We start from the raw sequence: 24,643 nt of genomic DNA, 5'->3' as shown, positions 1-24,643 counted from the left end.
TTGAATCTGCTTAGGCAGCCGCCGCAACGGCTTGAGGCCAGCGACCTACTGCATTCCCAATTACTGCTAGGTCTTGGGTTAAGGCATCGAACTGATCGGGGGTTAGAGATTGAGGGCCGTCAGAAAGGGCTTTGGCGGGGTTGGGATGGACTTCAATCATTAGGGAGTCAGTACCAACTGCGATCGCAGCTTTCGCCAGTGCCGGGACAAACTTCGCCCAGCCTGTTCCATGACTGGGGTCAATCATGATGGGTAAGTGGGTCAAAGTTCTCAATACGGCTACTGCAGCGAGATCTAAGGTATTCCGCAGATGCTGCCGATCGAAGGTACGAATGCCTCGTTCACAAAGAATGACATTGGAATTTCCAGCGGCCAGGATATACTCTGCTGCCATTAGCCATTCATCAATGGTTGCAGATAACCCCCGCTTTAGCAGAACGGGCTTAGGTTGTGCCCCTGCTGCTTTGAGGAGAGGGAAGTTCTGCATATTGCGAGCCCCAATCTGGAGCACATCAGCAACCTCGGCCACTTTCTCCACATCGGCTGTGTCCATGACTTCAGTAATGATCCCCAACCCAGATTCCTCGCGGGCGGCGGCAAGTAAACCGAGGGCACTCTCACCATGACCTTGAAAGGCATAGGGGGAGGTGCGAGGTTTATAGGCACCCCCTCGCAAAAAAGACGCTCCTGCCGCAGCAACCCGCTGGGCCGTCTCCACAATCATTTCTTCGTTCTCAACAGAGCAGGGACCGGCAACTAGAACAATCGGATCTGGCTCACCAAAGAATACAGACCCTCTAGGCGTCGGCACCTCTACGCGGCTAGCTTCACCATGGCGATATTCTCGGCTAACCCGCTTATAGGGTTTTTCTACCCGCAGGACAGATTCAATCCAAGGGTTTAGATCCTTGATTTGATCGGGATCAAGTTCAGCCGTCTCACCGACGAGGCCAATCACAACCTTATGTTGCCCCACAATTTTCTCTGGCGTCAGCCCCCAATCCCGCATTTCTTGATCGAGGGACTGAATTTCTGCGTCAGGTGCACCGCTTTTGAAGACGATGATCATGGGAGGGACTCCTTACGAGCTAGCTGACTCCTCTTCAGAGGTTTCGGCTTTAGTGTCTGTTGAAGTCGATTCTGCTTTAGCCGATGCCTTCTCTGCCTTAGCTTCTTCTTTCGCTTTTTCTTCTTTGAGGCGTTTTCGCTCTTCCTTTTGAACGCGGCGACGCTCTTGAATCCGGCCTAAGTTCAGTTTGAATTCGCTAATACCAAGGGCCGATCCCTTGAGTTCTTCATCCCAGGAGGCAGAAATGATCCCATAACTGACGCCGACTAGACCGAGTCCAAGACAGGTAACGCTAATAAATAGCACGACGGTACTGGGAAACTCTACCCATCCTTGCTCCGTAATGAAGTAGCTCGCTGGGATAGTCAGAAAAGCCAATAGTGTGGGAATGCCGGAAAAGATCCCAACCCGCCTAAGCATCCGATTGCTAACAACTTTAGGAATAACAGAAGAAGGAGCGTCTCGCTTTTTCCCCTTTGCTTTTTTCTGCTTTTTCTTGGATTTAGAAGCTTTAGGAGATAGCTTAGGGGCAGATTTAGCTTTCTTCTTGTTATCAGTAGCCGAAGCATCGGCTAAGTCTAAACCGAAGCCAGCCTTGTTATTCGTGTTATTACCTTCAGTTTTAGGAGCCATGGGATAAAAAAAGTACCGTTAACCCCGAATACCCAAGCGTTTAATTAGCTCACGGTAATGGGCTTGATCTTTTTTCATGATATAGGTCAACAGGCGCTTACGCTGACCAATCATTTTCAAAAGACCCCGACGAGAAGAATGGTCTTTTTTGTTGGCCTTGAGATGTTCACTAAGCTTGCTGATCCGCTCAGTTAGCATGGCAACCTGGACGTCTGCTGAGCCTGTATCGGTCTCGTGGACTTGATAGGCATTAATAATTTCGTGTTTCTTTTCTTGCAACAAAGCCATACGCGATCCGTGATTTCTCAAAACGCTAATTCTATCATAATCACTCTTGGTTATCCCACCCATTTTTTACGAGCCAACCTTTTTCCCTGAGGAACATTAGACTGTAGGAATAGGAGTCATAACTAAGGGCTGATGACGGTTCAGGATAAGCTGCAACAACTGCAAACCCTCTTTGCCCAAATGGAACGTGCGCTGATTGCTTATTCAGGAGGCATTGATAGCACTTTAGTGGCAAAAGTGGCGTTTGATGTGCTGAGGGATAAAGCTTTAGCGATTACTGCTAATTCCCCCTCCCTGCTGCCAGAAGATTTTGAAGATGCTCAAGTACAGGCAGCTGATATTGGTATTTCCCATCAAGTGGTTGCTACCCACGAAATGGATAATCCCAATTACACAACGAATCCGGTGAATCGCTGCTATTTCTGTAAAAGTGAACTCTACGATACCTTAAAGCCCCTGGCAGCAGAATTAGGCTATGCCTATGTGGTGGATGGGGTGAATGCAGATGATCTCCAGGATTATCGCCCAGGCATTCAAGCGGCGAAGGAGCGAGGCACGAGATCACCCCTGGCAGAAGTGGGGATCACGAAGCTTGAAGTGCGAGAAATCTCAAAGTGGTTGGGCTTACCCTGGTGGGATAAACCGGCTCAACCTTGTTTGAGTTCTCGCTTTCCCTATGGTGAAGAAATCACGGTTGAGAAATTGCGACGGGTGGGACAGGCGGAACGCTATCTGCGTAATTTGGGGTGGTCGACCTTAAGGGTGCGATCGCAAGCCGATACCGCTCGCATAGAACTTCCTGCCGTAGAGATTCCAGCTTTTGTCCAAGATACCGATCTGACTGAACTCGTAGAAGCCTTCAAGGGTTATGGCTTTACTTACGTTACTCTCGATCTAGAAGGCTTTGTCAGTGGCAAACTCAATCAGGAACTGCCCTTCGCATCGTCCATGTCTTGATCTAAATTCACAGAAATTAGGGGTATTTACACCTGATTTTCAGTGGTTTACACCTAATATATTGCACCTAAAATTTATTTCTCATACCTAAGTTATTGAATGCTGTGATCTCTGTCTTGTGTATCGGGATGCCATCACGGCCTAGATCCGTTCTTTGAGAATCATGGCCATAACCGTTGCAATCACTCATCTTAATATTGGTATGGTGGACAAGTTATATCTGTGATCCATGCTGAACTCTCAACGCTTTTCCCGATACTTTGGTGTAGTTACGGTTGTCTGTATTACTTCCCTACTGGTGTCAATTGGAGGGTGCTCTACAAGTCAAACCCCTGATTCATCATCACCAAGCCCCGAAGCACCAAGCTCTGATTTGCCAAGCCCTGACAATGCTGTAGAACCAAAACAGCCTGAAACATCGACGAATACAACCAACCGTACTTTGGCTGAAGTAAAGCAGTATGAGGACGTTCCTCAAGTATTTCAAGGGGTATGGCAGGCTGATTTAGAACAATGTAGTTCCCAGGCTAGCGAGACTAGGCTAGAGATAGGATCACAACAGATTCAGTTTTATGAAAGTCAGGGGCCGATTAAAGAGGTTGTAAGTGACGGAAAGACAACCCTGAAAGTGAAGGTTGAGTTATCGGGTGAAGGCGAAACGTGGCTGACCGAAAGAGAATTTCAGCTTTCGGAGGATCAAAATACTCTAACTGCGATCGATGGCAATAACGCTTTAGTTCGCTATCGATGTTCATAAGCCATGGTATTGCTGACAAGGGTGTAACAAGCCGATCTGTTTGAGCTGTACTCTGAGTGGAGTCAAAATGATAGGTTTCCAGCATTATTTTTTGTAGTCTGCCAGTTTGTTGACACTCTTCAACAAAAGCGGACTTACCGAAATCTCATAGACCTAATGATTGGGACTGTTCTTATATGACCTGTTTGGGGATTGTCCAATCTAGATATTTCCAGTTAGAGGGCATAAGGATGAGATCGAGCCGCATAACATTGTTATCCCACCGATGAAAGGTTGTTTTAGCTTCGCTGTGGTGATGATATGGCGTTTCTTTTAACAAGGGAATGTAAGCCTCAAAATATCTGAGGCAAGTATCTAAAAAGCCCCGATCGTCCCAATCCCATTTTCTTGAAATTGCGGCCTTTCTTAATTCAGTTTCATTTACAGTTCTAACCACACTTTTGAAGTGGTGATCACGGTACCAAAAAGTATCTGAATCATAATCTTCAAAAATGATGTCCCAATAGTTGGTTAGGATTTCTCCGCACTCAGCTCCATACAAATAGTGCTCAAGTAGACATTCGTCTCCAAATACTTTGAACTCTTTATAACTTGCATGATCACTGTCATGAAAAGTGATGACAATAGTTTTTAACAATAGCGATAGTGCAAAAGCGAGCGCCTCTTCTGTTCCAGATAGCGGCAAAATAGTCCATTGATGCCCCTTAAATTGCCAGGCTGGAATTGCCCACCGTATTGGAGGAAATGATTTGTTGGGTCTAGATTGACTAACTTGATGCTGATGCTCTACTTCTCGTCGGGAATTTTTTTCAACATCAATATAATCTGACAACGTACAGTGGGAAAGCACTTCAAGCTCAAAATATTCCCTGATCACAGACGTCACTGCTTCAACATTGGCCTTGATGAGAATACAGTTATCTATTGAGTACTTATGGCAGCCTAGCTTTTGGGAGATAGGACTATCTTCAGGCGTTGAGGACATTGGCGGCTAGGATTGCAAAGAACATCATTAAGCAAGATTCTAAACATCTAGCGATTGATATTGCGAAAACCCGATCCCCATGCGTTCTGGGACCTGAAGCTGTATGATTTTCTTGCTTAGCGCTAAGCATTGACCCATAACAGGAACAGTAGGAATGGATCTAGTCCTAGATCTGGCACAGCTATTTATTAATGGAATTGCTGTGGGCAGTATTATTGCTCTAGCGGCAGTTGGCCTCACCCTCACCTATGGCATTCTCCGTTTGCCGAATTTTGCCCACGGGGACTTTATGACTACGGGGGCATTTCTGACCTTTCTGTTTAATACCCAAGTTCTAAACCATGTGGTATTTGGAGTGGACTGGTTAGATAGTTTGTTTGCCCAAGCCAATGTTTGGATCTCAATTATTCTCGCTACGATCGTTACGATTGGCGGATTCTTGATCTGCGAGTTTTTGATCTGGGCCAAGATGCGCGATCGCAGAGCCACATCCACAACGCTAATTATTATTTCAATTGGCCTTGCCCTGTTTATTCGCAACGGCATTATTTTTATCTGGGGCGGCGGCAACAAAAGCTATGACTTGCCGGTGGCCAAGGCGGCTGAAATCTTGGGCGTGGTCAAAATCCCCTACTATCGTTTAATTGTGATTGGTCTGGCGATTTTGGCGGTCGTCGGTCTGCACTGCCTCTTGCAATACACCAAAATTGGTAAGGCCATGCGAGCCGTGGCCGATGATATTGATCTTGCCAGCGTCTCAGGAATTGATGTTAACCGGGTGGTGCTGTGGACCTGGGTGTTGGCTGGAGGCTTAACGGCCTTGAGCGGGGGCATGTATGGCCTGATTACAGCGGTGCGACCGAATATGGGCTGGTTTCTGATTTTGCCCATGTTTGCTTCGGTAGTCCTGGGTGGTATTGGCAATCCTTACGGTGCGATCGCAGGTGCAATGGTGATCGGTATCGCCCAAGAAGTCAGCACCTATTGGCTTCCCACGGAATACAAACTTGCGATCGCCCTCCTAGCCATGGTGTTAGTCCTCCTCGTTCGCCCTCAAGGATTATTTAGAGGCACGATTTGAATCTCGCCTGGTCTCTCGAATATGTGTGAGGATATTTCCAACGTTGGTTACATCAGGAGATTCTAGTGCTCGCAATATCTCTAGTGATTTTTGGATATGGATTATTGCTTTGTCAAAATCACCTTGGTCTCTAGCCAACATTTGTCCCATCCTGGCAAGAGTAATTGCTTTGCCTTGCAAATCTTGGAGTTCCTCACGAAGAGTTAAAGACTGTTCAAAATAAGACAAGGCTTGTTTTATTTGTCTTTGTTGAGCATAAAGGCTAGCCATGCTGTGCAGGATGTCAGCTTGCTTGTGCACATCCTTATTTTCTGTCGCAATCTCGAAGGCTTTGGAATCAAATGAAAGAGCTTGTTCTATATCTTGATTCTGATCGTAGACATTTGCAATTTGATGCAAGGTATCTATTTGCCCCTTCCAATCCCCTATCTGTTCTTTAATATCTAAAGACTCTTCAAAGTAGGACAACGCTTTATCTAATTTTTCTTGTCTAGCGTAGATAACTGCTATGCAGTGCAAGGTAACTGCTTTGCCCTGCAGATTTTTGCCTTGTTCTTCAAACTTTAGGGATTTTTCGTAAATTAAGAGTGCTGTTTCCTCCATCCCTTCATTGACATAGACATTTGCAATTTGGTGTAAGGTAACCGATTGATCCTTTCGGCTCCCAATCTGTTTATTGAGTTTCAGGATCTTTTCGTAAACTGAAAGTGCTTTTTTCCCCTGTCTTTGATGGACATAGATATTGGCAATTCCATGCCAAATATCTACTTGAGATATATCTACTTGAGAAGCTGTACCGGATTGATCCTGAATTTCAGCTTTCAGGTTGAGGGCTTTTGTATAGAACGTGAGCGCATTTTCATACTCTCCCTTTTCAGCGTGATTTCCGATTAATTGGTATAGGGTTGGCAAATTCTGCTTTGCAAGAGATGTCATCCCCTCTAAAATCGGCTGACTAATATGGGTGGGAAAATCTTTCGGTAGTTGCTCTTGAACTTGTTGGGCAAAAAATTCAGCCTTCTCCAGCATCTCTAGCAATAGAGAGACTGTTTGTTTCTCTGAAAACTCTGCAGCCTTCGCCGTGGATAGAAAATGCCTAAGCTGAATTTGTGACCACTCATAGCGGTTCCTTTTACCCTTCAGTGCCATCGCCATCTTTGCTTTTTGCTTAGGAATTTCTTTTGTCTGCATTGATGGGTAGGCTGATAGCACATCATATAAGGGGGTTAACCGATAGCTGGCATTGGGGTCTAAGTAAACACTGAAATTTTTGCCATGGCCGTCTATTGCTGCCAAGAGCCAAAATAAAATTTGTGCTTTAAAGAATTGCTCCCTATCGACTTGGGGTTGATTGGAGCCGATCAGGATCTTCATAATCTCGACGATGCCTGGTCCTCCGTCTGCTTGATACTTTTTGATAGAAGCTACCCCAAATACTTGGCACATATCTTCTTGGGGGAGTCTCATCAACCAACTCCCATCCCTTGACCACTTTCTGTCAAATCGTTCTACAACTAGGACCTTGACATCTTCAAAAGTCTGGATATCAACCTTTGCTACAGGCAGCCCAAAAGCTTCAGCAATTTTCAAACAGAGCCATTCATTTTCACAGCTCTCGCTCAGATCGATATTGTGGCTAGTAATTACCCCTATCGGTAACTTAAAAATGTGGCTTGTAGGTGTTGTTCCAGTGGGTAAGCACCATTTCTGGTTGTGCCACAGCAGCCCAGTTTTTTCTTGAGCACCCGCAATTGAAATTCGAAAGTCGTCTACCTCTCTAGTCATGCCCAGAGGTCCCATCTTATGGTTTTGCAGACGTTCAGCAATTTCAGCTTCTGTGAGAACCTGCTTGGTGACTGTTTTAACGTTTGGTCCGGGCAATTGATGGCAAAGTTGTACAGCTCCTACACAATCACTCCCTACTGCACTTAACAAATCAAAGGGTTGATTTGTGGATGTCTGAAACCTCGTCTGTATCTTATTCCGAATGTCTTTACTATCCGGCAACAAGTTTTCGAAAAAGTTATAGACCTGCTGCCCTCCGTACGCTTTGCTGCGTAAAGGCATTGATAAGGATAAGGGGCGGGCACCAGGGGTTGCGAGCCATTCTTCTGCATACTGGAACGTGTTCGCTCCCGTTGTGCTCTGATGCCAAAAACCAACCAAGCGACCATTCATCAAGACATTTAGAGTTCCACTCCCCTTGGCCTTTACCACTCTTCATCCCATCCTTGATTAGCATTGCTAGCCTGCTCTTTTGGCACGACTTGCAGCTCAAGCTCTAATGCCGATAACAGTTTGAATAGGGTCTCCAGTTTGGTACTGGCTGGACGGTTCTCAAAGGCCGAGACGGTTACTTGTCTGACCCCGGTTCGATCTCCTACTTCAGATTGGTTGAGTCCCATCCTTTTTCGGCGATCTCTGGCATATTCAGCCAGTACTGTGGGCGAAGAAATATTCATTCCAAAATAGTAGCTAAAGCGTATAGGTGTTATTTTAAGCGCTATAGCTATTGAATACAAAAATAATGTCTAAAGCGTATATAAATGATTTTAATTGCTATAACTATTAAATATCTTTTGCACTTGTGTTGTGTTGGCAAATTACTGAAATAAGCAGGCTAGAGAGTCTGAAGTAAGCTCTCAAACCTTTATGGCTCAATTAATTTGAGGCAATAAGCTTCCAAATGATTAGAGTTGATCTACCGCTTGCGAGTCTGTTGGAAGGCACGGGCCAATGCATTCCAGGCCAACTTAGGCTGTAGATTAGTGTCCATTGGCAAAGGGCGGACAGGCTGATGATCAGATCGAGGATGGAACTCAGACAAATAGGTGTAGCGATCGCTGAGTCCCCATGTAATGACAGCAATAACCGCTGGCTCATCCAAAACCACTGAAAGGTAGTCCTCATAGACCCCAGCAACAATGCGATCGCGTCTTTGGATATCCCTAGGTAACTGGGAGTCATTAACATCCATCTCAGTAATTAAAATTTTCAGATCTAAAGCAGCCACATCTTTCAAGAACTGGCGTAGCGATTTAGGATCGAAGTCAAGGGAGTCCCCGTGCAAATGAGCTTGTATTCCCAAGGCATGGACCGGAGTACCCTTCGTTTTTAAGCGTTTGAGAAGTCCTAAAACAGCACGGCGTTTGGCTTTATCCATTGCTGTGTTGTAGTCCACACCAAAGTCGTTGTACACCAATAAGGCATCGGGATCAGCCCTTGCTGCGATCCGAAAAGCAAGATCGATATAGTCAGGACCTAGGAACTGAAGCCATGGAGTCTGTCTTAAACGGTCTGCCCGTTGACTTGCTATTGGGTCGTAATCAATTGCTTCATTGACAACATCCCAAGAATGCATGCGGCCTCGATAGTGCCCCATCACCGTTTCTATGTGGTGCTTCATAACTTTTTCAGCGTTTTGATGGTTCACCACCTGCTGGAACCATTGGGGCAATGACTCATGCCAAACTAAAGCATGACCACGAAACTGTAAATTATGCGTTTGTGCAAAGTCGAGCATTGTATCGGCAGCGGAAAAGTCAAACTCATTGGGACTAGGGCGAAGCTGATAATCTCCTGCGCTCCATTTCAGCTCCCATTCAGGAACTAGCACGCTACATTCTTGGGCAAACAGGGCCGCAAACTGTTCATCAGAAATGACCTGATTGTAGCGAGCCGATGCCCCAAAAATGATGTCTTTGTCAGCAGCTAGTTCTCTTAAGGGGAGCCACTCCGTTATTGAAAAATCACGACTAGGATTATCCAAAGCAGATAGCTTGTGATTGTGAAATATTGATCGACTTCCTAAAAGAGTTCCTAGGCTAGTAAAGGCACCTAAACCTAATCTAAGAAGACGCCTTCGATTTAAATAGGGAATCATTGCTGGTTCTAAATAGTATGTAACTCGAATTACGTTATGAGATTCAAACTGATTTTGAAACGACAGAACTCAACGCGAACATTTCATTTGCCTCAATAAAACATAAGCCATGTAATAGCTTAAGAGCGTTGTAGGACTCTATCGTAAATGCGACCTAAACGATGGGCGTAGGTTTTGATATCTAATGATTCGGCAGTTGATCTTGCTGATTTGCCTAATTTGAGTCTTAGTTCTGCATCCTCGAGTAAATACTGTATTGCTTGGGAGAGTTGTTGCACATTACCCGGTGAAACCAGTAAACCATTCTGATTAGGCACAACGACTTCAGGAATTCCTCCTACAGGGGTTGTAATCGGAGGGATTCCCCAGGCCATAGCTTCCAATATTGCTAAAGGAAGTCCCTCATTATAGGAAGGCAAAATAAAAATATTTGCATTTGCTAGCATTTGGTCGCGTTGTTCAGGATTAATCCAACCCAGAAAAGTAACATGGTCAGACAATCCCAAACGGTCTGCTAGAAGCTGCCCTTGCCCAATCTCGCCATCCCCTGCAATTGTCAAGCGGGTATAGGCTTGGAGATGAGGGGGCAGCTCAGCGAAAGCTTGAAGCAGGTCAAAGGCTCCCTTTCGATGTCCAACTCGCCCACAAAAAACTAAATTAACAGGATGAGAACTCTGTCGATAGGGGATTTCTGAAGGGAGTTCAATTGAATTAGGTAAAGTAAAAACTCTCTCTGGGAGTAAACCTAGTTGGGAAATATAAAAGTTTTGCCAGAAATCAGATAAAACAATAAATCCATCACATTGACCGAAAATACCACTGATAATGCTTTGGGTCCATCCTGGCATTTTCAAGAAAAAGGGCTTGAACTCAGCCCCATGGGCATGAAGAATGACAGGTCGATGAAAAATAAACGAAAGGATTGTAAGCAGAACTGTTCGCAATACGCTGCCTCGTTCGGATACGTGGATGTGGACTATATCGACTTTTCTAGATAATAGAGTTCTCAAAAAAGTAGCTATAGCCCTAATGAAAATAATTCCACGATGTAAAGCTGAGCCTTCATCATGAGTACAAATATGTCGAAGAATATATCGAGAAGGAGCATGGGCCAAAATTAAATTTTGAACAGTAGCCATGCCGCCGTTCTGTTCTAGGCTTGGGCCAAGGATTAATGCTCGGTGGCAGGATTTGAGAGAAGTCTTTTTTTGAAATCTATTAAATGTTGTTGTCATAGCTATTCAGGATTTCAATACTACAGCTCCCCCATTTATTTCCCCCTGTTTATACTTTGCTAATCAACACTAGAATTACTAGTGATAAATGGATGGCAATCGGTGAATTTTTTGTTGTATTTGAATGGAATATAGTTGATGTGAATACAAATTCTTCATAGGTAATTGGATTGAGAATTAAAAATCACAATCAATATTTAAGCCTTTAGGGTTTGTAAATCTGTATTGAAAGCATTATGAGGATAAAGATTAATCGGATTTTGATGAATATTTAAGCTAAAGAATGTTTATGTAGATGCAGCTTGTATTGTTTTAGGATGAGAAATCATAGAGAAAGAAATTGCCAAAAAAATTATCCAAAATAGATCATTTCTAACCATTAAGGTTGATTCAGTGGTATTAGCTAAAATCATATTGCTGATAAATAATAGAGGCCAAATATAAATAGATGATGTAGTATTTCGTAGTAGAAAGAAGGATTTAATTGCGGTTCTAATAATACTTAGAATTAAAATAAAAAGACCTAAAAAGCCCAAGTCTAGTAGAAGATCCAATAAACCATTGTGAGCATGGGGTATGTGCCAACCAGCAGCATATCGAATTAGGGCAGACTTGCTACTAAAATCCTCCCAAAAAGCACCATAACCATATCCCAACCAAGGGCGTTCCCAAATATCACTAAGAGCCCAAAGCCATAATTCAGTTCGGCCGGTTAAAGTTGGATCTTTGCCCGCGGATATAAGAAGCGTATCCATATGTTCAGTGAGAAAAAATAGCCCACTTATTCCAATTAAGAGAATAGAAAGTAAAGCGGGAATCATTAATTCATATTTCCACCGAAAAACTCCTAAGACAAGAAAGATAGTAAAAAGGACAATAAACGTACCAATCGCTGAAGATGATTTAGAGAGTACTAGTAAAACGACTGACAGGCTTAATCCTAGACGGTTTAATATCGTGCTTTTATTGGAATGAAGTCTAACTAGAAAGATTGATGAACTGAGTGCCATCATTTTTCCAAGTATATTTTTGTGGATATATATTCCTCGCCATGATCCTGCATGGATTCCAGACATAATTCCATATTTAGGCAGCAATATGGAAGTGATAAAACTCAAAGCAATAGCTATTCCAAATGCTATAGATAAGTTGTGTAATTGCTCTTCTAAACTGTATCGGGAACCAAAGTATAGACCAAATAACGATGTACCAACTAAAGCGATGCTGCGCGTAAAAGTTATTTGTGGGTCAAAAGACCAAAACACAGATGTGGCAGCAAAAATGATGGCTAGACTAATAATTTTATCTTTGCTTAGAATATGTAATATTTTTTTCCATCTGAGAATCAATAATATGAGTGTAGTGATATAAATTAGCTTGTAAATTAGCAGTAATATGGAGTAATCAGTATGTTTGATGACTCCTAAGTCACCTTCATTCGCACCCCCTGAAAGAACTAATCTAAAAAGCCCATCAGAAAAGATTGTGATAGAAAAAATAGTAAAAAATTTTTCAAATAGAATAAAATAATCTTTCATCTCTAGAGAGTTTTCTGGTTTTTATATTGAAGATTATTGAGCGAATAATGCAACGACATGAAATAGAAATGATTCATTCTGTGGACTGATGAATTTTAGTGTCCTTGAAATTTAAAGAGTGTTTATTGCTATAATCACTCTTTGAGATTTAGGTGCTTTATGTGCATGAACTGCCTACCTTTTGATAAACATCGATAGTTTGGTTAGCGATATTTGACCATTTCAAATCTGTCTTACAACGAGCAGATGTCGCAGCTTGCATTTGGTGCTGAATCTGGCGATTTTTGAGTAAATAAATAATTGATTTGGCGAGCTGATTAACGTCACGCGGAGGTACTAGCAGACCATCTTTACTATGGTGGATCACCTCACTGAGTCCCCCTACATTGGAAGCGATGATAGGAGTACCTAAACCAAACGCTAGAGAGGCTACTCCACTTTGTGATGCTTCAACATAGGGCAGAACTACTGCTGTACTTTGTAAAAAAAGTTTGGTTACCTCAGCAGATGGAATAAAGCGATTAAGAACGGTATAGTGTTTCTTGTCAGACAAGATATGGGAATATTGGTCTAAGTTTTCTCCTCGGCCCGCTATAGTTAACTTGACGTCTGGAATCTCTTTAATAACAAGCGACATCGCTTTGAGTAAGTAGCTCAAACCTTTGTAAGGCCAAATACGCCCAAAGAATAAGAGGCTATTTTGCTCTCTTGGGGGGGAGTGATGCTGATCTATAAATTGCTTGTATAAGGTTCCAAGTTCGCCATGAGGAATGACGTTGACTCTGCCTAATAATTCTGGAAATCGTTCATGTAATTGTTGTTTTTGTTTGCAGCCATGGACAATAAGTTGTTTGGACCGAAAAATAGCGATTCGACGAGTAAAGTCTGAACCAGGAATAAGGTCGCGATCGCCGGGATGACGATAAACATCATGGATAGTGGTGACTAATGGAAAAGAATGATTAGTGAAAAGGGTCAAATCATACCAAGGATCATTCGTTTCTTGAACATGAAGAATATCAGGGTTGACCCTTTTTACCATTTGCACCATTGATCTCATGGAAAAAAGGTTGCGTGGATCACGAATACGATATTTCTTAAAATATTTAACTTTTACGATTGAATTAATATGTTGTCGGCATTTTAAATAAACATTCTTAGGTTGGATAACCGTTAAATCGACATGCTTACTTAAGCTATTGATGAGCTCAATTGAATAGTCTTCGAAACAAAAATGGATTAATACTACTTTCATGAAATTGGATTACTTACGGAGTAATTTTGAGAACAGCTGATTTGATAGTTCAAGAGACTGAAAAGCCATGAGAAATATGACAAGACTATAGACTAAGATTGATATCGTTAAAGTTGAAAAGAAGTCTACTTTAGCTGTATTTAGCGCTGTAAACAGAAGTGCCATTAAACCCCCAACCAAAAGAGGACGTTTAACAACCCGCCAAAAATTTAGATGAAACAGTCGTTTGAAAGTCGCGTAGGTATAAACCCAAATTCCAAATAATTTCACAAAGATGGTAGAGACTGCTGCACCTTCTAGTTGAAATTGACTAACGAATATCACACTAATCAATCCACCAAAGGCAGTTCCATAGAGAACTTCTTTTAAGTTGATCTGTTCCAGGTGATTTGCAACTAACGTATAGCTCAGAGGCTTGTTAAATGCTCTGGTTACCATGCCAAATGATATAATGCAGAGCGCAATTGATGCATCGGCAAAGTCAAGATCTTGATAGATAAAAAGTAAAAGATGGCGACTAAAAAATAACGTGCCAAAGAACATTGGTATAGCTAAGAGTAACAATAATTCGATGGCTCTTTCCGCTAGCTCTTTTTTGGACTTAGAACTAGAGGAGGACATTTTTGACATTTTTGGAAAGGCAGCTAAAACGATACTATCTGACACGATAGAGAAAGGTTGCATTAGCTGCATAACTGAGCCATAAAGTCCGATGGTACTTTCGTTACTGAACAGAGAGATGATAAAAATCTCCATCCTTTCTCTAAATACTGAGATTCCATCTATTGCTAAAAAGGTCCTAGCTAGTTTTATAGTCTTTTGAATAAAGCCTTTATCTATAGTCCATCTAAACTGATTGAATTTTTGGATTAGATACCATTCAAAAAGAAAAATTATAGATTCAGAAATAACAAAAATTCCTGACGTTAGGATGATTCCATACCCAGATATTAGTCCGAGGTAAATGATGATTGTTCGGACGATATAGACAGGGATTGTACAGATTGCAATCCAATGCATTTTCTCTTGAGCTTGAAAGATCGCTTCAACGATGTTTGAAAGAGAAAAAGGGATGATTGCCAACCCAATAACATAGCAAATATTTTCAGTAGTACTTGTGTATGGCATGAAGTGAACTACTAGAAAAAGTAATATGTAGCCAATTATGCTAAAGAGAAGTTGTAGGGAGGTTCCGCTAATTAAATAAGAAGATATTTCTGAAGACTTTTGAGATAATTCTCTAGTAAATAAGGTTTTAAAGCCTGATGAAACAAGCGTCATGAATACAAAGTAATAGCTGAATGCCAGGGTATACTGACCTAATGCAAATGACCCAAGGCTTCGGGCAATGAGTGCAAGGACGATAAAGGAGGTTGCACTTTGTACGATTCGATTGCTAATCAAAGCCAAGGAATTTGCGACTAACTTTTTTTCTGCCATTAACTTTTCCTTGAGGTTTTATCTTTTTGCTTCATCGTTATAGCGGTTTTCAGAATTATAGAAACATCAAGCACCTTCCTAACAAGGCTTTATGCTGATTATGTAGTTTCGATAGTTATGCAATCCGCTATAAAATGATCACTGATTTTATTGGTTTGAATAAATGGATATTTACATGTGCGACCTATTACTAGGTGCTTTGTCTAGCTAAGTCGATTCTGAAACTAGGTAAATGGCCCTTAGAGTGGTCCTGTGTTTTTCCGTTGTTGACCACTGTGCCAATGATGTTGGGTTCGAATTGATTGATGATTTCTGTTGCTATTTCTAGTTCCTTGGATTGAGTCATGGTTGGATTGGTCACAAAAAGAACACCATCTGCCATATTGGCTAGTGCTGAGGTCCCAACCACATCCAATAACGGAGATGTATCGAAGATGACGAAGTCATAGTTCCAGGCAAAATACTGCATTAACAAATGCATTCGTTCACTACTGAGCAGGCTCATGGGACTAGCTGGTTTCGAGCCTGATGTGAGGACATCTAGATTGCCTGGTACCCGATGAATAATCATCTTGACTTCAGCAGGTCGAATTGAAGTGTCTTTAATGGCAGTTGACAGTCCTAGCTCATTGGGAAGATTGAAGAGGTGATGCTGTTTAGGGCTTTGCAAATTGGCGTCAATAAGTAGAACTCGCTGTTCTAGCTGAGCCATTGCTATGGCCAAATTAGCTGCAACCGTTGATTTCCCTTCTTGAACATCAATACTGGTGACAACCAGTGATTTGAGTGAATGATCATCGCTTAAGAGCTGGGGATTCGCTCTGATCATGCGATGCATCTCCCCCAGCATGGAGATGAGGGAACTGGGGGTGTGATCGCTCATTTGATGTTTTAACTCAATGTGTGGGATGACGGACCATATCGGGTAATCCAGGAGACCTTGAAGGGAATCAATCGAATCTTCAAGGGATTTCATCTTTGACTTTAAGAAGTACTCTTGTCGCATTCCTAATATGGGAACGGATGCTGAAGCCAGAAAAGCTCCCAACAAAATTCCAAAAGCAATCACGGTTGCTTTCTTCTTGAGGGTCGTCCCTTCTGTTGGGGTAAGTGCTTGCTCAATTATCTGAGCACTACTCGTGTTGGTATTTTCAGCAACCTGGAGTTCTTGCAAGTTTTTTAACAGCGTTTCGTAGGTTGACTGGGCTGCTTCTGACTTTCGCTCAAGTTCACGTAGAACTTGTCTCAGCTTCGGTAGCGTTTGGGTCCGACGATTGTAGGTAGAACGACCCCGCCTTAAAGAGGCTAAACGCTTAGCAACTGCTTGCCGTTGAACCTCTGCTGAGAGAAAATCATTAATTGTATTTTGTTCAGGATCATCGATATCGGCACGCACAGCTGCTGATAATGAATCCCCTTGGATGGTTTTCTGGGTCTTTTGGCGAAGTAAAGCCCGAAGCGCTGACCGTCTATCCTTGAGACTAACGACGGTGGGGAATCCTTCTTGAAAGTCTTTCTGAGCTGTGGCCAACTGACGTTCAACGCTTTGGAGTTCCCGTAATATTTCCTTGATTTCTGATGATTGACTTAGCTTATTCGCTGCGATCGCATTCAGGGAACTTAAGCCGACCTGATTCCTAAGGGTTGTTGAGCGAGCCACTGCTGCATCAAACTCACTTTGCGCTAACGTAATTTCGCTGTCGAGTTTTGAAATGGCACTAACTGTAGCTTCTTCTTCCTCCTTTAAATCGACAATGTTGTGCTTCTCTTTAAATCGGCTTAAGTTCTCTTCCGCTTCTCGCACCACCGACTCGCGTTGGGGCAGCTGGGCGGCAATAAACTTTCGGGCAGAAAGTGCTCGTGAACGCTGATTTTGAATATTGCCATAGATATAGAGACGCATCAGGGTGTTCACTACCCTGGCAGCTTCCTGAGGTTGATCGCTCTCGTAGGAGAGCTTCAGGACATCTGTCCCAGCAATGATGTCAACACTGAGTTTTTGCAAGACTTCTTTTGGGCGGAGTGTGTCTCCTTGAGAATTCTCTAAGCTCAGCACGTCAATCATATTTTGCAATAAAGGCTTAGCGTAGATAACTTCAATTTCTGTACTTAATGGATTTTGGGTAGCAACGAGAGGCCGTAACTCTCCTGACTTTTCATCAATTTCTGTGGAAAGGGGAGGCGGATTTACTTTGAACCTAAGTTTGCCCTCTGCCACATAAGAGGGTTTGACAAAGACAGACGTGAGGCAGGATAGTGCGACCGTTACACCGAAAACAGTGACGACCGGTTGCCAATGTTGTCTAATCTTTTCTAAATATTGATTCAGATTGATGTCGATTGCTTCTCTTGATTCCATCAGGTGTTACATCCGCTTTTCTAAAGTAGTTGAGGCAAATGGATAGTCCCGTTGCTCGTGAATTGAGAAGGGTGGAGAATAGAGCCCCATTTTTTGCTTTAGTAGTAACCAGAAAAAAGGAATATCATCGATCAAATATCGTTTCCACAGACGTTCTGGCTCAGATATTAGTCGGTGCAGCCATTCGAACCCTAAATTGCTAACCCATTGAGGAGATCGCTGTTGGCTACCGGACTCAAAATCTATCGTGGCGCCAATGGCTAAAAATATTTTTACTGAGGGTAATCGATCTTTATATCGACAAATCCATTTCTCTTGGTTGGGAGCACCGAGGCAAACCGCTAAGACAGTCGGTTGGTATTGATTGATTTGGTCAACAATTTCTAAACATTCTTGGGGTTTTTCCACTATGCCGAAGGAAGGAGAATGGGCTCCAACAATAATATTTCGCCCCAATCGTCGATTGATTTTAGCCTGAGCTCTTTGGGCGACATTTTTAGATCCACCTAGGAGAAAAACTCTAATATTTTCATTGTCTCGATGGAAACGACAGAACTCAGGGAATAAGTCAGATCCCGATAACCTTTCTTGAATAGGCTGACCCAAAAACTGAGAGGCATATACAAGGATTTGACTGTCACAAGTTCTGAAATCAGCCTGACTATAAGCCTGACAAAATTCCTGGTCGTACTGCAGCTTCATTAGATGATCGACGTTAGCCGTGAACACAACACCTCGGTTCAGTTTTTGGAGAAATTGTCCTTTAGTGAGATTGTCAATCGGTAGATTTAAAATCGTCACTTTATCTTGATGATTGCTGGTGCTTATGGTTAGATATCGACCCCATCGGCGACCCAATAGCACCTGTAATATTGTGTAAATAATGACCTTAAGATCCAGCCCTAATTGCCATTGACTGACATAGTTCATATCCAGCTCGACTACTCTTTTAAAATCAGCCCGATATTTCTGTCGACTGGTTTGCCATAGCCCCGTCATTCCTGGTTTGATACAGAGCCGTTGCCAATCTTCTCTTGAGTAAACTTTCACTTCATCCAGCGTGGGAGGACGAGTGCCCACTAAGCTCATTTCACCTCTCAAAACATTGATAAATTGAGGGAGTTCGTCTAAGTGAGTTTTACGCAGAAATTTACCGACTCTGGTGACCCTAGGATCATTCCGAACAGTAAAGAATTTGTACTGCTGATTTCCTGTCGTTTTCAGCTTAGTTCGCTCTGCATTTCGCACCATAGTCCGAAACTTTAGAATTCTAAACTGTTTTCCTCGTAAGCCCACCCGATATTGAGTGAAGAAAATTGCCCCTGGCGAATCAAGCACAATAGCGAATGCAATTAAGGGCAGCAAAACCAGCATCATAGCTATGCCGATGATGGCCCCCAACACATCTAACAATCGTTTCAGTCGACTCCGCACCGAAGGATGAGGGTGGAGGGTAAATAATTCGATATCAAATACTTTAGATTGCCAATCTAAAGCAGCCCACAAGTCTTTGCGACAGATATCTCCTGATTCGACTAAGATTTCTCCCAGGAGTTTCCAATCAGATTGATCAAAAAAAATCCTCTGTTGTTGTAGTGCTCGAGTGAGCGTATCTTGGTCGATTAATTGGTTATGTATGAGAATTTGACCCAACGTGTTCTCTGTCATAATGTGAAATTCCATTGGGAAGATTTCTGCAGGTTAGGAAATTAAAAGTGATGAGACAAACCCTTTAACCTAGCCCCACTTCATCTGCTCAAGAAACTCGAATCTGTTGACAGAACACATAGAGAAATAAGTTTCTATCTAGCTTTCAAGAAAATAGAAGTATCGTATTCAGTTTTGTATAAGAACGATTAACTTTCCTTGAAAGAGATAGTAACACACTAAAAAAAAATAAGCTATTTAAAGTTCAGTGAATTCTGATAAACCTTTTGGATTGATTCGGTTACTTAGTGTGTATCCCTTTGGCAAGGGAATTTTGGACATGTGTTGATTACTTCTTAGGACATCGAGGGATCAGCTGCTTAAACTTCATCCACATATTGTGAGTAGTAAAGTCCAAAAAAATTTTGTGATAGAGATGGCTTATCCAGCAGGCTAGGCGTTGATTTGGAAGGGCTGCCTCTATGTATCAAGCATGAAGAACCGATGAACCTGATTGTCCAGAACGTTATCTCATAACCGATCTGCCTTTTTCCATAGAGGTGAAGATTATCAGAATATAGAAAACCTTGTTAACTGTATTGAAGATTACAAAAAAATACCAAAATTCTATTGCCTTAGGTGAGGTTAAAGTTGTCAGGATATTGTCAGATAAGATAATGTTTTTGATTCTAGATGAATCGTTGGAAAAATCTAGAAAACTGTATTGCAAGTCACAAAAAATCATCAAAACTGTATTGTCTTTGGCAAGACTAAAGCTGTCAGGATCTTTTAGTAAGAAGCTAATGCCATAGATGTCAGTTGAATCGCTCAATAAAATCTTGGAAACTGTATCGAAGATCACAAGAAAATTATCAAAACTCTATTGTTTGGAGTAAGGCAAAAGCTGTCAGGATGTTATCTAAAAAGATAATGTTGTTGATTTCAGTTGAATAGTTTTAGCAAGCTTGTTTGAGTGCTTAGCATGAAGATGCTACCTTGCCGCTCTCTATGGTCCCTATCCGAATAATCTGTTCAAGGTGCCGAATCCTCAAGATTGACTAGCGGTTAAAACCAGAGGATGTCACAATCCTTAGGAGTGGAAATTGAAGTCCCTGACTACGCCTGAGAAGGATCTGATCTGACTCAGGTTTAATTCCTAGCCTGCCTATCTCTAAGAAGTCCCTAGCTTATGCCTCGTCGTGATGATCTACACAAAATCCTACTGATTGGTTCTGGGCCAATTGTGATTGGGCAAGCCTGTGAATTTGACTATTCTGGCACCCAAGCTTGTAAGGCTCTGCGGGATGAAGGGTATGAAGTGGTGCTGATTAACTCTAATCCCGCCACGATTATGACGGATCCAGAAACAGCAGAGCGGATCTATATTGAGCCCCTGACCCCGGAATTGGTGGAAAAGGTGATCGCCAAAGAGCGACCGGATGCCTTACTGCCAACCATGGGAGGCCAAACCGCTTTGAACTTGGCGGTGACCCTAGCAAAGGCTGGGGTTTTAGACAAATATAATGTAGAGCTGATTGGAGCCAAGCTTCCGGCCATCGAAATGGCGGAAGACCGCAAGCTGTTTAAGGAAGCCATGGAGCGGATTGGCCTAGGGGTTTGTCCGTCGGGCTTGGCCGAGACCATGGCAGAATCCCAGCAAATTGCCCAAGAAATTGGTACTTATCCCTTAATTGTCCGTCCTGCCTTTACTTTGGGAGGTACAGGTGGAGGCATTGCCTACAACCAAGAAGAATTTGAAGTCATTGCCCAGAGCGGTCTAGATGCCAGCCCCGTTTCTCAGATTTTGATTGAGAAATCCTTGATTGGCTGGAAAGAGTATGAACTGGAGGTTATGCGGGATCTGGTCGATAACGTAGTGATTATTTGCTCCATCGAGAACATTGACCCAATGGGGGTGCATACGGGGGACTCGATTACTGTTGCCCCAGCCCAAACCTTGACGGATAAGGAATACCAGCGGTTGCGGGATGCTTCGATTAAGATTATCCGCGAAATTGGAGTGGAAACGGGTGGATCGAATATTCAGTTTGCGGTCAATCCTGACGATGGCGAAGTGATCGTGATTGAGATGAATCCTCGGGTGTCCCGCTCCTCGGCCCTGGCGTCCAAAGCCACCGGATTTCCCATTGCCAAGTTTGCAGCTAAGTTAGCGGTGGGTTATGCCCTGAGCGAAATCCCCAATGACATCACCCGTAAGACCCCGGCAAGCTTTGAGCCGAGTATTGACTATGTGGTTACCAAGATTCCTCGGTTTGCCTTTGAGAAGTTCCCCGGCTCTGAACCCACCTTAACCACGCAAATGAAGTCCGTGGGTGAGGCGATGGCCATTGGTCGCACCTTCCAGGAATCTTTCCAAAAGGCGTTGCGGTCTTTGGAGACGGGGCGATTTGGCTGGGGTTGTGACCAGGCTGAAAACCTACCGAGCTTGGAGCAGATTCGGGCGAGTCTGCGCAATCCTAATCCTGAACGCATTTACACTGTTCGCCATGCGTTGCAGGCAGGACTGAGCGTCGAAGAAATTTACGACATTACTGGGATTGACCCCTGGTTCCTCTGGCATTTTCAGGATCTGTTGACGACGGAAGCGTATCTTAAGCAAACCAATCTGTACGATCTGACTGCTGATCTGATGTGGCAGATTAAGCAGCAAGGCTTTAGTGATCCGCAGATTGCCTTTGCTACCCAAGCTAACGAGGATGAAGTTCGCAACTATCGCAAGCAATTGGGGGTAGTGCCAGCCTATAAAACCGTGGATACCTGTGCGGCGGAATTTGAAGCATTGACGCCCTATTACTATTCCACCTATGAGCAGGAATCGGAGGTGTTGCCCTCCGATCGTCGCAAGGTGATGATTTTGGGGTCGGGACCCAACCGGATTGGTCAGGGTATTGAGTTTGACTACTGCTGTTGCCATGCGTCTTATGCCTTGCAGGCGGATGATTTTGAGACGATTATGGTCAACTCCAACCCAGAAACGGTCTCCACAGACTATGACACCAGCGATCGCCTCTATTTTGAGCCCCTGACCAAAGAAGATGTGCTCAATATTCTAGAAGCAGAAAACCCGGAAGGGATTATTATCCAGTTTGGTGGGCAAACGCCGCTGAAGTTAGCGGTACCCCTACAAACCTACTTACAAGGTAAGCCCGATGGTCCCAAGATCTGGGGCACGTCACCGGACTCCATTGATATTGCAGAGGACCGGGAGCGATTTGAGCAGATTCTCCATACCCTCAATATCACACAGCCACCCAATGGAATTGCCCGCAGTAGTCAGGAAGCGACGGAAGTGGCACAGCGCATTCAGTACCCCGTGGTAGTTCGGCCTAGCTATGTGCTGGGGGGACGGGCAATGGAGATTGTCTACTCCGATGCAGAGCTTGAACGCTATATGACCTTTGCGGTCCAGGTGGAACCAGATCATCCTATCCTGATTGACAAGTTTTTGGAAGATGCCATTGAGGTGGACGTGGATGCGATCTCAGACCGTACTGGTGAAGTCGTCATCGGCGGCATTATGGAGCATATTGAGCAAGCAGGCGTGCACTCAGGCGATTCAGCTTGTGCTATTCCTACTTTGTCTCTGGGGGAAGAAACTCTAGCAACTATCCGAGAATGGAGTAAGCAACTGGCTCAGCAACTGAATGTGATTGGGTTAATGAACCTGCAGTTTGCGGTTCAGGGTGAGCAGGTGTATATCTTGGAAGCCAACCCCAGAGCCTCCCGCACGGTGCCTTTTGTATCTAAAGCGATTGGCTTGCCCTTGGCCCAGGTGGCGGCCCGTTTAATGTCGGGTCAAACCCTCGCTGATCTGGGCATTAAAGAGGAGCGTATTCCCAAGCATATTTCGGTTAAAGAGGCAGTGTTGCCCTTCGCTAAATTCCCTGGCACTGACACCATTCTCGGTCCTGAAATGCGCTCCACGGGAGAGGCGATGGGGATTGATACGGATTTTGGCAAAGCCTTTGCCAAGTCTCAGTTCTCAGCCCATCAGGATTTACCTCAGTCCGGCTCTGTCTTTGTCTCTATGACCGATCGAGATAAGCAGGCGGTAATTCCCATTGTCAGGGATTTAATTGATCTAGGGTTCAAGCTAGTGGCGACCGCTGGCACCCAGAAGGTGTTGGAGGCCGAAGGGTTTGAGGTGGCTCCCGTGCTCAAACTCCATGAAGGCCGTCCTAATGTTTTGGATTTAATTAAAAATCGTCAGGTACAGCTGATTCTCAATACCCCTTCTGGTAGCGATGCCCATGCGGATGGTCGCTTGATTCGGCGGTCGGCTTTGGCCTATAAGATTCCGCTGATTACGACGATTGCGGGGGCAAAAGCGACGGCAGCAGCTTTGCGATCGCTACAATCAGAAACGATGGATGTGAAAGCGATTCAGGACTATCACCTGCAAATGCAGTGATTTTGAATGGCTCAGCTAAACGGCAAACTGCCAGATGATCGGTTCCCAACCATAGGCATCCCCTTGAGTTCTGACGTGACCCAGCCCTGGGAAAGGCATATGGGGCACCAACAGCAGGCGACGCTGGGTGGTAACCGTTTCCAGTAACTGACGACGAGCGATTACCCCCTGTTCAGGGTCACCATCAAAGGCCACTTCCCAGTCTGGGTTTTCCAAGTTAAGGGGATCGCTAAAGAAAACATCTCCGGTGGTGAGTAGACTGTCTTCGCCAGACGTAATGAGGAAGGAAGCTTGTCCAGGGGTATGACCACTAGAATCAATCGCTTGAATATGGGGAATGACTTCACTGCCCAGGGCAAATAGGGTTGTCCGATCTTGAATAGCGCTGAGTCTCTCCCTTGCCCCCTTAATCGTCCTAGCCTTTGTTTCCTCATCGAATAGGGATTTGGGCAGCTCCACAGTATCCGCCAGCCAAAAGTCAGATTCTGCCTGGGAGATATAGAACTGGGCATTGGGTAACCGCAGCTGGCCCTTATCGTCTACAATACCGCCGATATGGTCTGGGTGAGCATGGGTCAAAATGACTTTGTCAATCTCTGGGGCAGTAATACCTGCTGCTTCCAGGTTTTCCAGCAGATGACCAGCGGTGGGACCAAAGGCACTCCCTGCACCTGTATCGATCAGAACTTTATATTCATCGGTTTCCAGGTACAGGGCATTGATATGGGCTAAAACATCTTTGGTTTCGAGAAAATGTTCCTTCAGTACCGCTGATACTGCTTTGGGGTCGGCTTTGGGCACGAAGAAGGTTGGCGGAAAGGATAGGGTACCGTCACTCACCACCATGGCCTTAAAGTCACCCACTTTAAAGTGATAGACGGCAGCATTGGTTGGTCCTGTTTCAGCTTTAGTTTGAGGAAGATCCATTTGTGCGATGGTCACCGACCGGCCAAAGGCCATTGCACTGGACCCCAACAGCACCATGCTAAAAGCTAAACCTGCGGCTAATATCAGTAACTGCCAGCGCCGAAGCCTGTGAGAAAGATTATTTGTTAGAGCCCTATACCAGCGTTTTCCTCTCATG

18 protein-coding genes are annotated in these 24,643 nt (G+C 43.9%); 4 read left to right on the top strand and 14 right to left on the bottom strand.

Translation table 11 applies throughout. The annotated features are described in order from the left end of the window. Positions 1-10: 10 nt before the first annotated feature. From aroF to rpsO, 3 genes are read right to left on the bottom strand one after another with little or no spacing between them, the layout of a single operon-like run. Positions 11-1,069: a 3-deoxy-7-phosphoheptulonate synthase gene (gene aroF, locus ON05_RS04630; RefSeq protein ID WP_010478692.1), complete on the bottom strand. Its 1,059-nt coding sequence runs from the start codon at positions 1,067-1,069 to the stop codon at positions 11-13. Positions 1,070-1,081: 12 nt separating this feature from the next. Further along, positions 1,082-1,702 (bottom strand): PAM68 family protein, encoded by a 621-nt coding sequence (locus tag ON05_RS04625; RefSeq protein ID WP_010478694.1) that lies wholly within the window; start codon positions 1,700-1,702, stop codon positions 1,082-1,084. An 18-nt stretch (positions 1,703-1,720) separates the two neighbouring features. Then, positions 1,721-1,990 carry a 30S ribosomal protein S15 gene (gene rpsO, locus ON05_RS04620; protein ID WP_010478696.1) on the bottom strand — a complete coding sequence of 90 codons (270 nt, stop codon included), beginning with the start codon at positions 1,988-1,990 and terminating at the stop codon, positions 1,721-1,723. A 132-nt stretch (positions 1,991-2,122) separates the two neighbouring features. Between rpsO and larE the strand changes: the two genes are divergently transcribed. After that, entirely contained in the window at positions 2,123-2,947 is an 825-nt protein-coding gene (gene larE / locus ON05_RS04615; protein WP_010478697.1) for an ATP-dependent sacrificial sulfur transferase LarE, read from the top strand. A gap of 229 nt (positions 2,948-3,176) precedes the next feature. Then, the gene (locus ON05_RS04610) at positions 3,177-3,704 is read left to right on the top strand and encodes a hypothetical protein (RefSeq protein WP_010478699.1); all 528 of its coding nucleotides are present in this window, start codon (positions 3,177-3,179) and stop codon (positions 3,702-3,704) included. A 172-nt stretch (positions 3,705-3,876) separates the two neighbouring features. On the opposite strand, the gene ON05_RS04605 is transcribed toward ON05_RS04610, so the two are convergent. Then, positions 3,877-4,689: a hypothetical protein gene (locus tag ON05_RS04605; protein WP_010478701.1), complete on the bottom strand. Its 813-nt coding sequence runs from the start codon at positions 4,687-4,689 to the stop codon at positions 3,877-3,879. 154 nt (positions 4,690-4,843) lie between these two features. Here ON05_RS04605 and ON05_RS04600 point away from each other — a divergent pair, with 154 nt between their 5' ends. Beyond that, the gene (locus ON05_RS04600) at positions 4,844-5,770 is read left to right on the top strand and encodes a branched-chain amino acid ABC transporter permease (protein WP_010478703.1); all 927 of its coding nucleotides are present in this window, start codon (positions 4,844-4,846) and stop codon (positions 5,768-5,770) included. Here the strand turns inward: ON05_RS04600 and ON05_RS04595 are convergent. From ON05_RS04595 to ON05_RS04555, 9 genes are all read right to left on the bottom strand, one after another. Then, on the bottom strand, positions 5,750-7,948 hold the full coding sequence (locus tag ON05_RS04595; RefSeq protein WP_010478705.1) for a HipA domain-containing protein: 2,199 nt from the start codon (positions 7,946-7,948) through the stop codon (positions 5,750-5,752). The two genes, ON05_RS04600 and ON05_RS04595, sit on opposite strands and share 21 nt — an antisense overlap. Before the next feature lie 32 nt (positions 7,949-7,980). Then, entirely contained in the window at positions 7,981-8,232 is a 252-nt protein-coding gene (locus ON05_RS04590) for a helix-turn-helix domain-containing protein (RefSeq protein ID WP_010478707.1), read from the bottom strand. A gap of 239 nt (positions 8,233-8,471) precedes the next feature. Then, positions 8,472-9,539 (bottom strand): endo-1,4-beta-xylanase, encoded by a 1,068-nt coding sequence (locus ON05_RS04585; RefSeq protein ID WP_010478709.1) that lies wholly within the window; start codon positions 9,537-9,539, stop codon positions 8,472-8,474. A gap of 233 nt (positions 9,540-9,772) precedes the next feature. Then, entirely contained in the window at positions 9,773-10,792 is a 1,020-nt protein-coding gene (locus tag ON05_RS04580) for a glycosyltransferase family 4 protein (RefSeq protein ID WP_010478711.1), read from the bottom strand. Positions 10,793-11,175: 383 nt separating this feature from the next. Next, on the bottom strand, positions 11,176-12,426 hold the full coding sequence (locus tag ON05_RS04575; RefSeq protein WP_010478712.1) for an O-antigen ligase: 1,251 nt from the start codon (positions 12,424-12,426) through the stop codon (positions 11,176-11,178). A gap of 157 nt (positions 12,427-12,583) precedes the next feature. Next, positions 12,584-13,681 (bottom strand): glycosyltransferase family 4 protein, encoded by a 1,098-nt coding sequence (locus ON05_RS04570; RefSeq protein ID WP_010478714.1) that lies wholly within the window; start codon positions 13,679-13,681, stop codon positions 12,584-12,586. Positions 13,682-13,690: 9 nt separating this feature from the next. Beyond that, positions 13,691-15,121 (bottom strand): oligosaccharide flippase family protein, encoded by a 1,431-nt coding sequence (locus ON05_RS04565; RefSeq protein WP_010478716.1) that lies wholly within the window; start codon positions 15,119-15,121, stop codon positions 13,691-13,693. 190 nt (positions 15,122-15,311) lie between these two features. Continuing rightward, positions 15,312-17,480 (bottom strand): polysaccharide biosynthesis tyrosine autokinase, encoded by a 2,169-nt coding sequence (locus ON05_RS04560; RefSeq protein WP_010478718.1) that lies wholly within the window; start codon positions 17,478-17,480, stop codon positions 15,312-15,314. 6 nt (positions 17,481-17,486) lie between these two features. Beyond that, the gene (locus ON05_RS04555; protein WP_139026057.1) at positions 17,487-19,148 is read right to left on the bottom strand and encodes a WecB/TagA/CpsF family glycosyltransferase; all 1,662 of its coding nucleotides are present in this window, start codon (positions 19,146-19,148) and stop codon (positions 17,487-17,489) included. 1,168 nt (positions 19,149-20,316) lie between these two features. On the opposite strand from ON05_RS04555, the gene carB reads away from it, so the two are divergent. Beyond that, positions 20,317-23,559 carry a carbamoyl-phosphate synthase large subunit gene (carB, locus tag ON05_RS04550; protein ID WP_010478722.1) on the top strand — a complete coding sequence of 1,081 codons (3,243 nt, stop codon included), beginning with the start codon at positions 20,317-20,319 and terminating at the stop codon, positions 23,557-23,559. A 15-nt stretch (positions 23,560-23,574) separates the two neighbouring features. Here carB and ON05_RS04545 read toward each other — a convergent pair whose 3' ends face one another. After that, complete coding sequence (locus ON05_RS04545; RefSeq protein ID WP_029315543.1) at positions 23,575-24,642, bottom strand: MBL fold metallo-hydrolase; 1,068 nt, start codon at positions 24,640-24,642, stop codon at positions 23,575-23,577. Position 24,643: the final 1 nt, after the last annotated feature.

This window comes from Acaryochloris sp. CCMEE 5410, assembly GCF_000238775.2.
Taxonomy (GTDB): Bacteria; Cyanobacteriota; Cyanobacteriia; order Thermosynechococcales; family Thermosynechococcaceae; genus Acaryochloris.
Note: the sequence above shows the minus strand (reverse complement) of the source record. Positions and strands in the feature narration are given on the sequence as shown.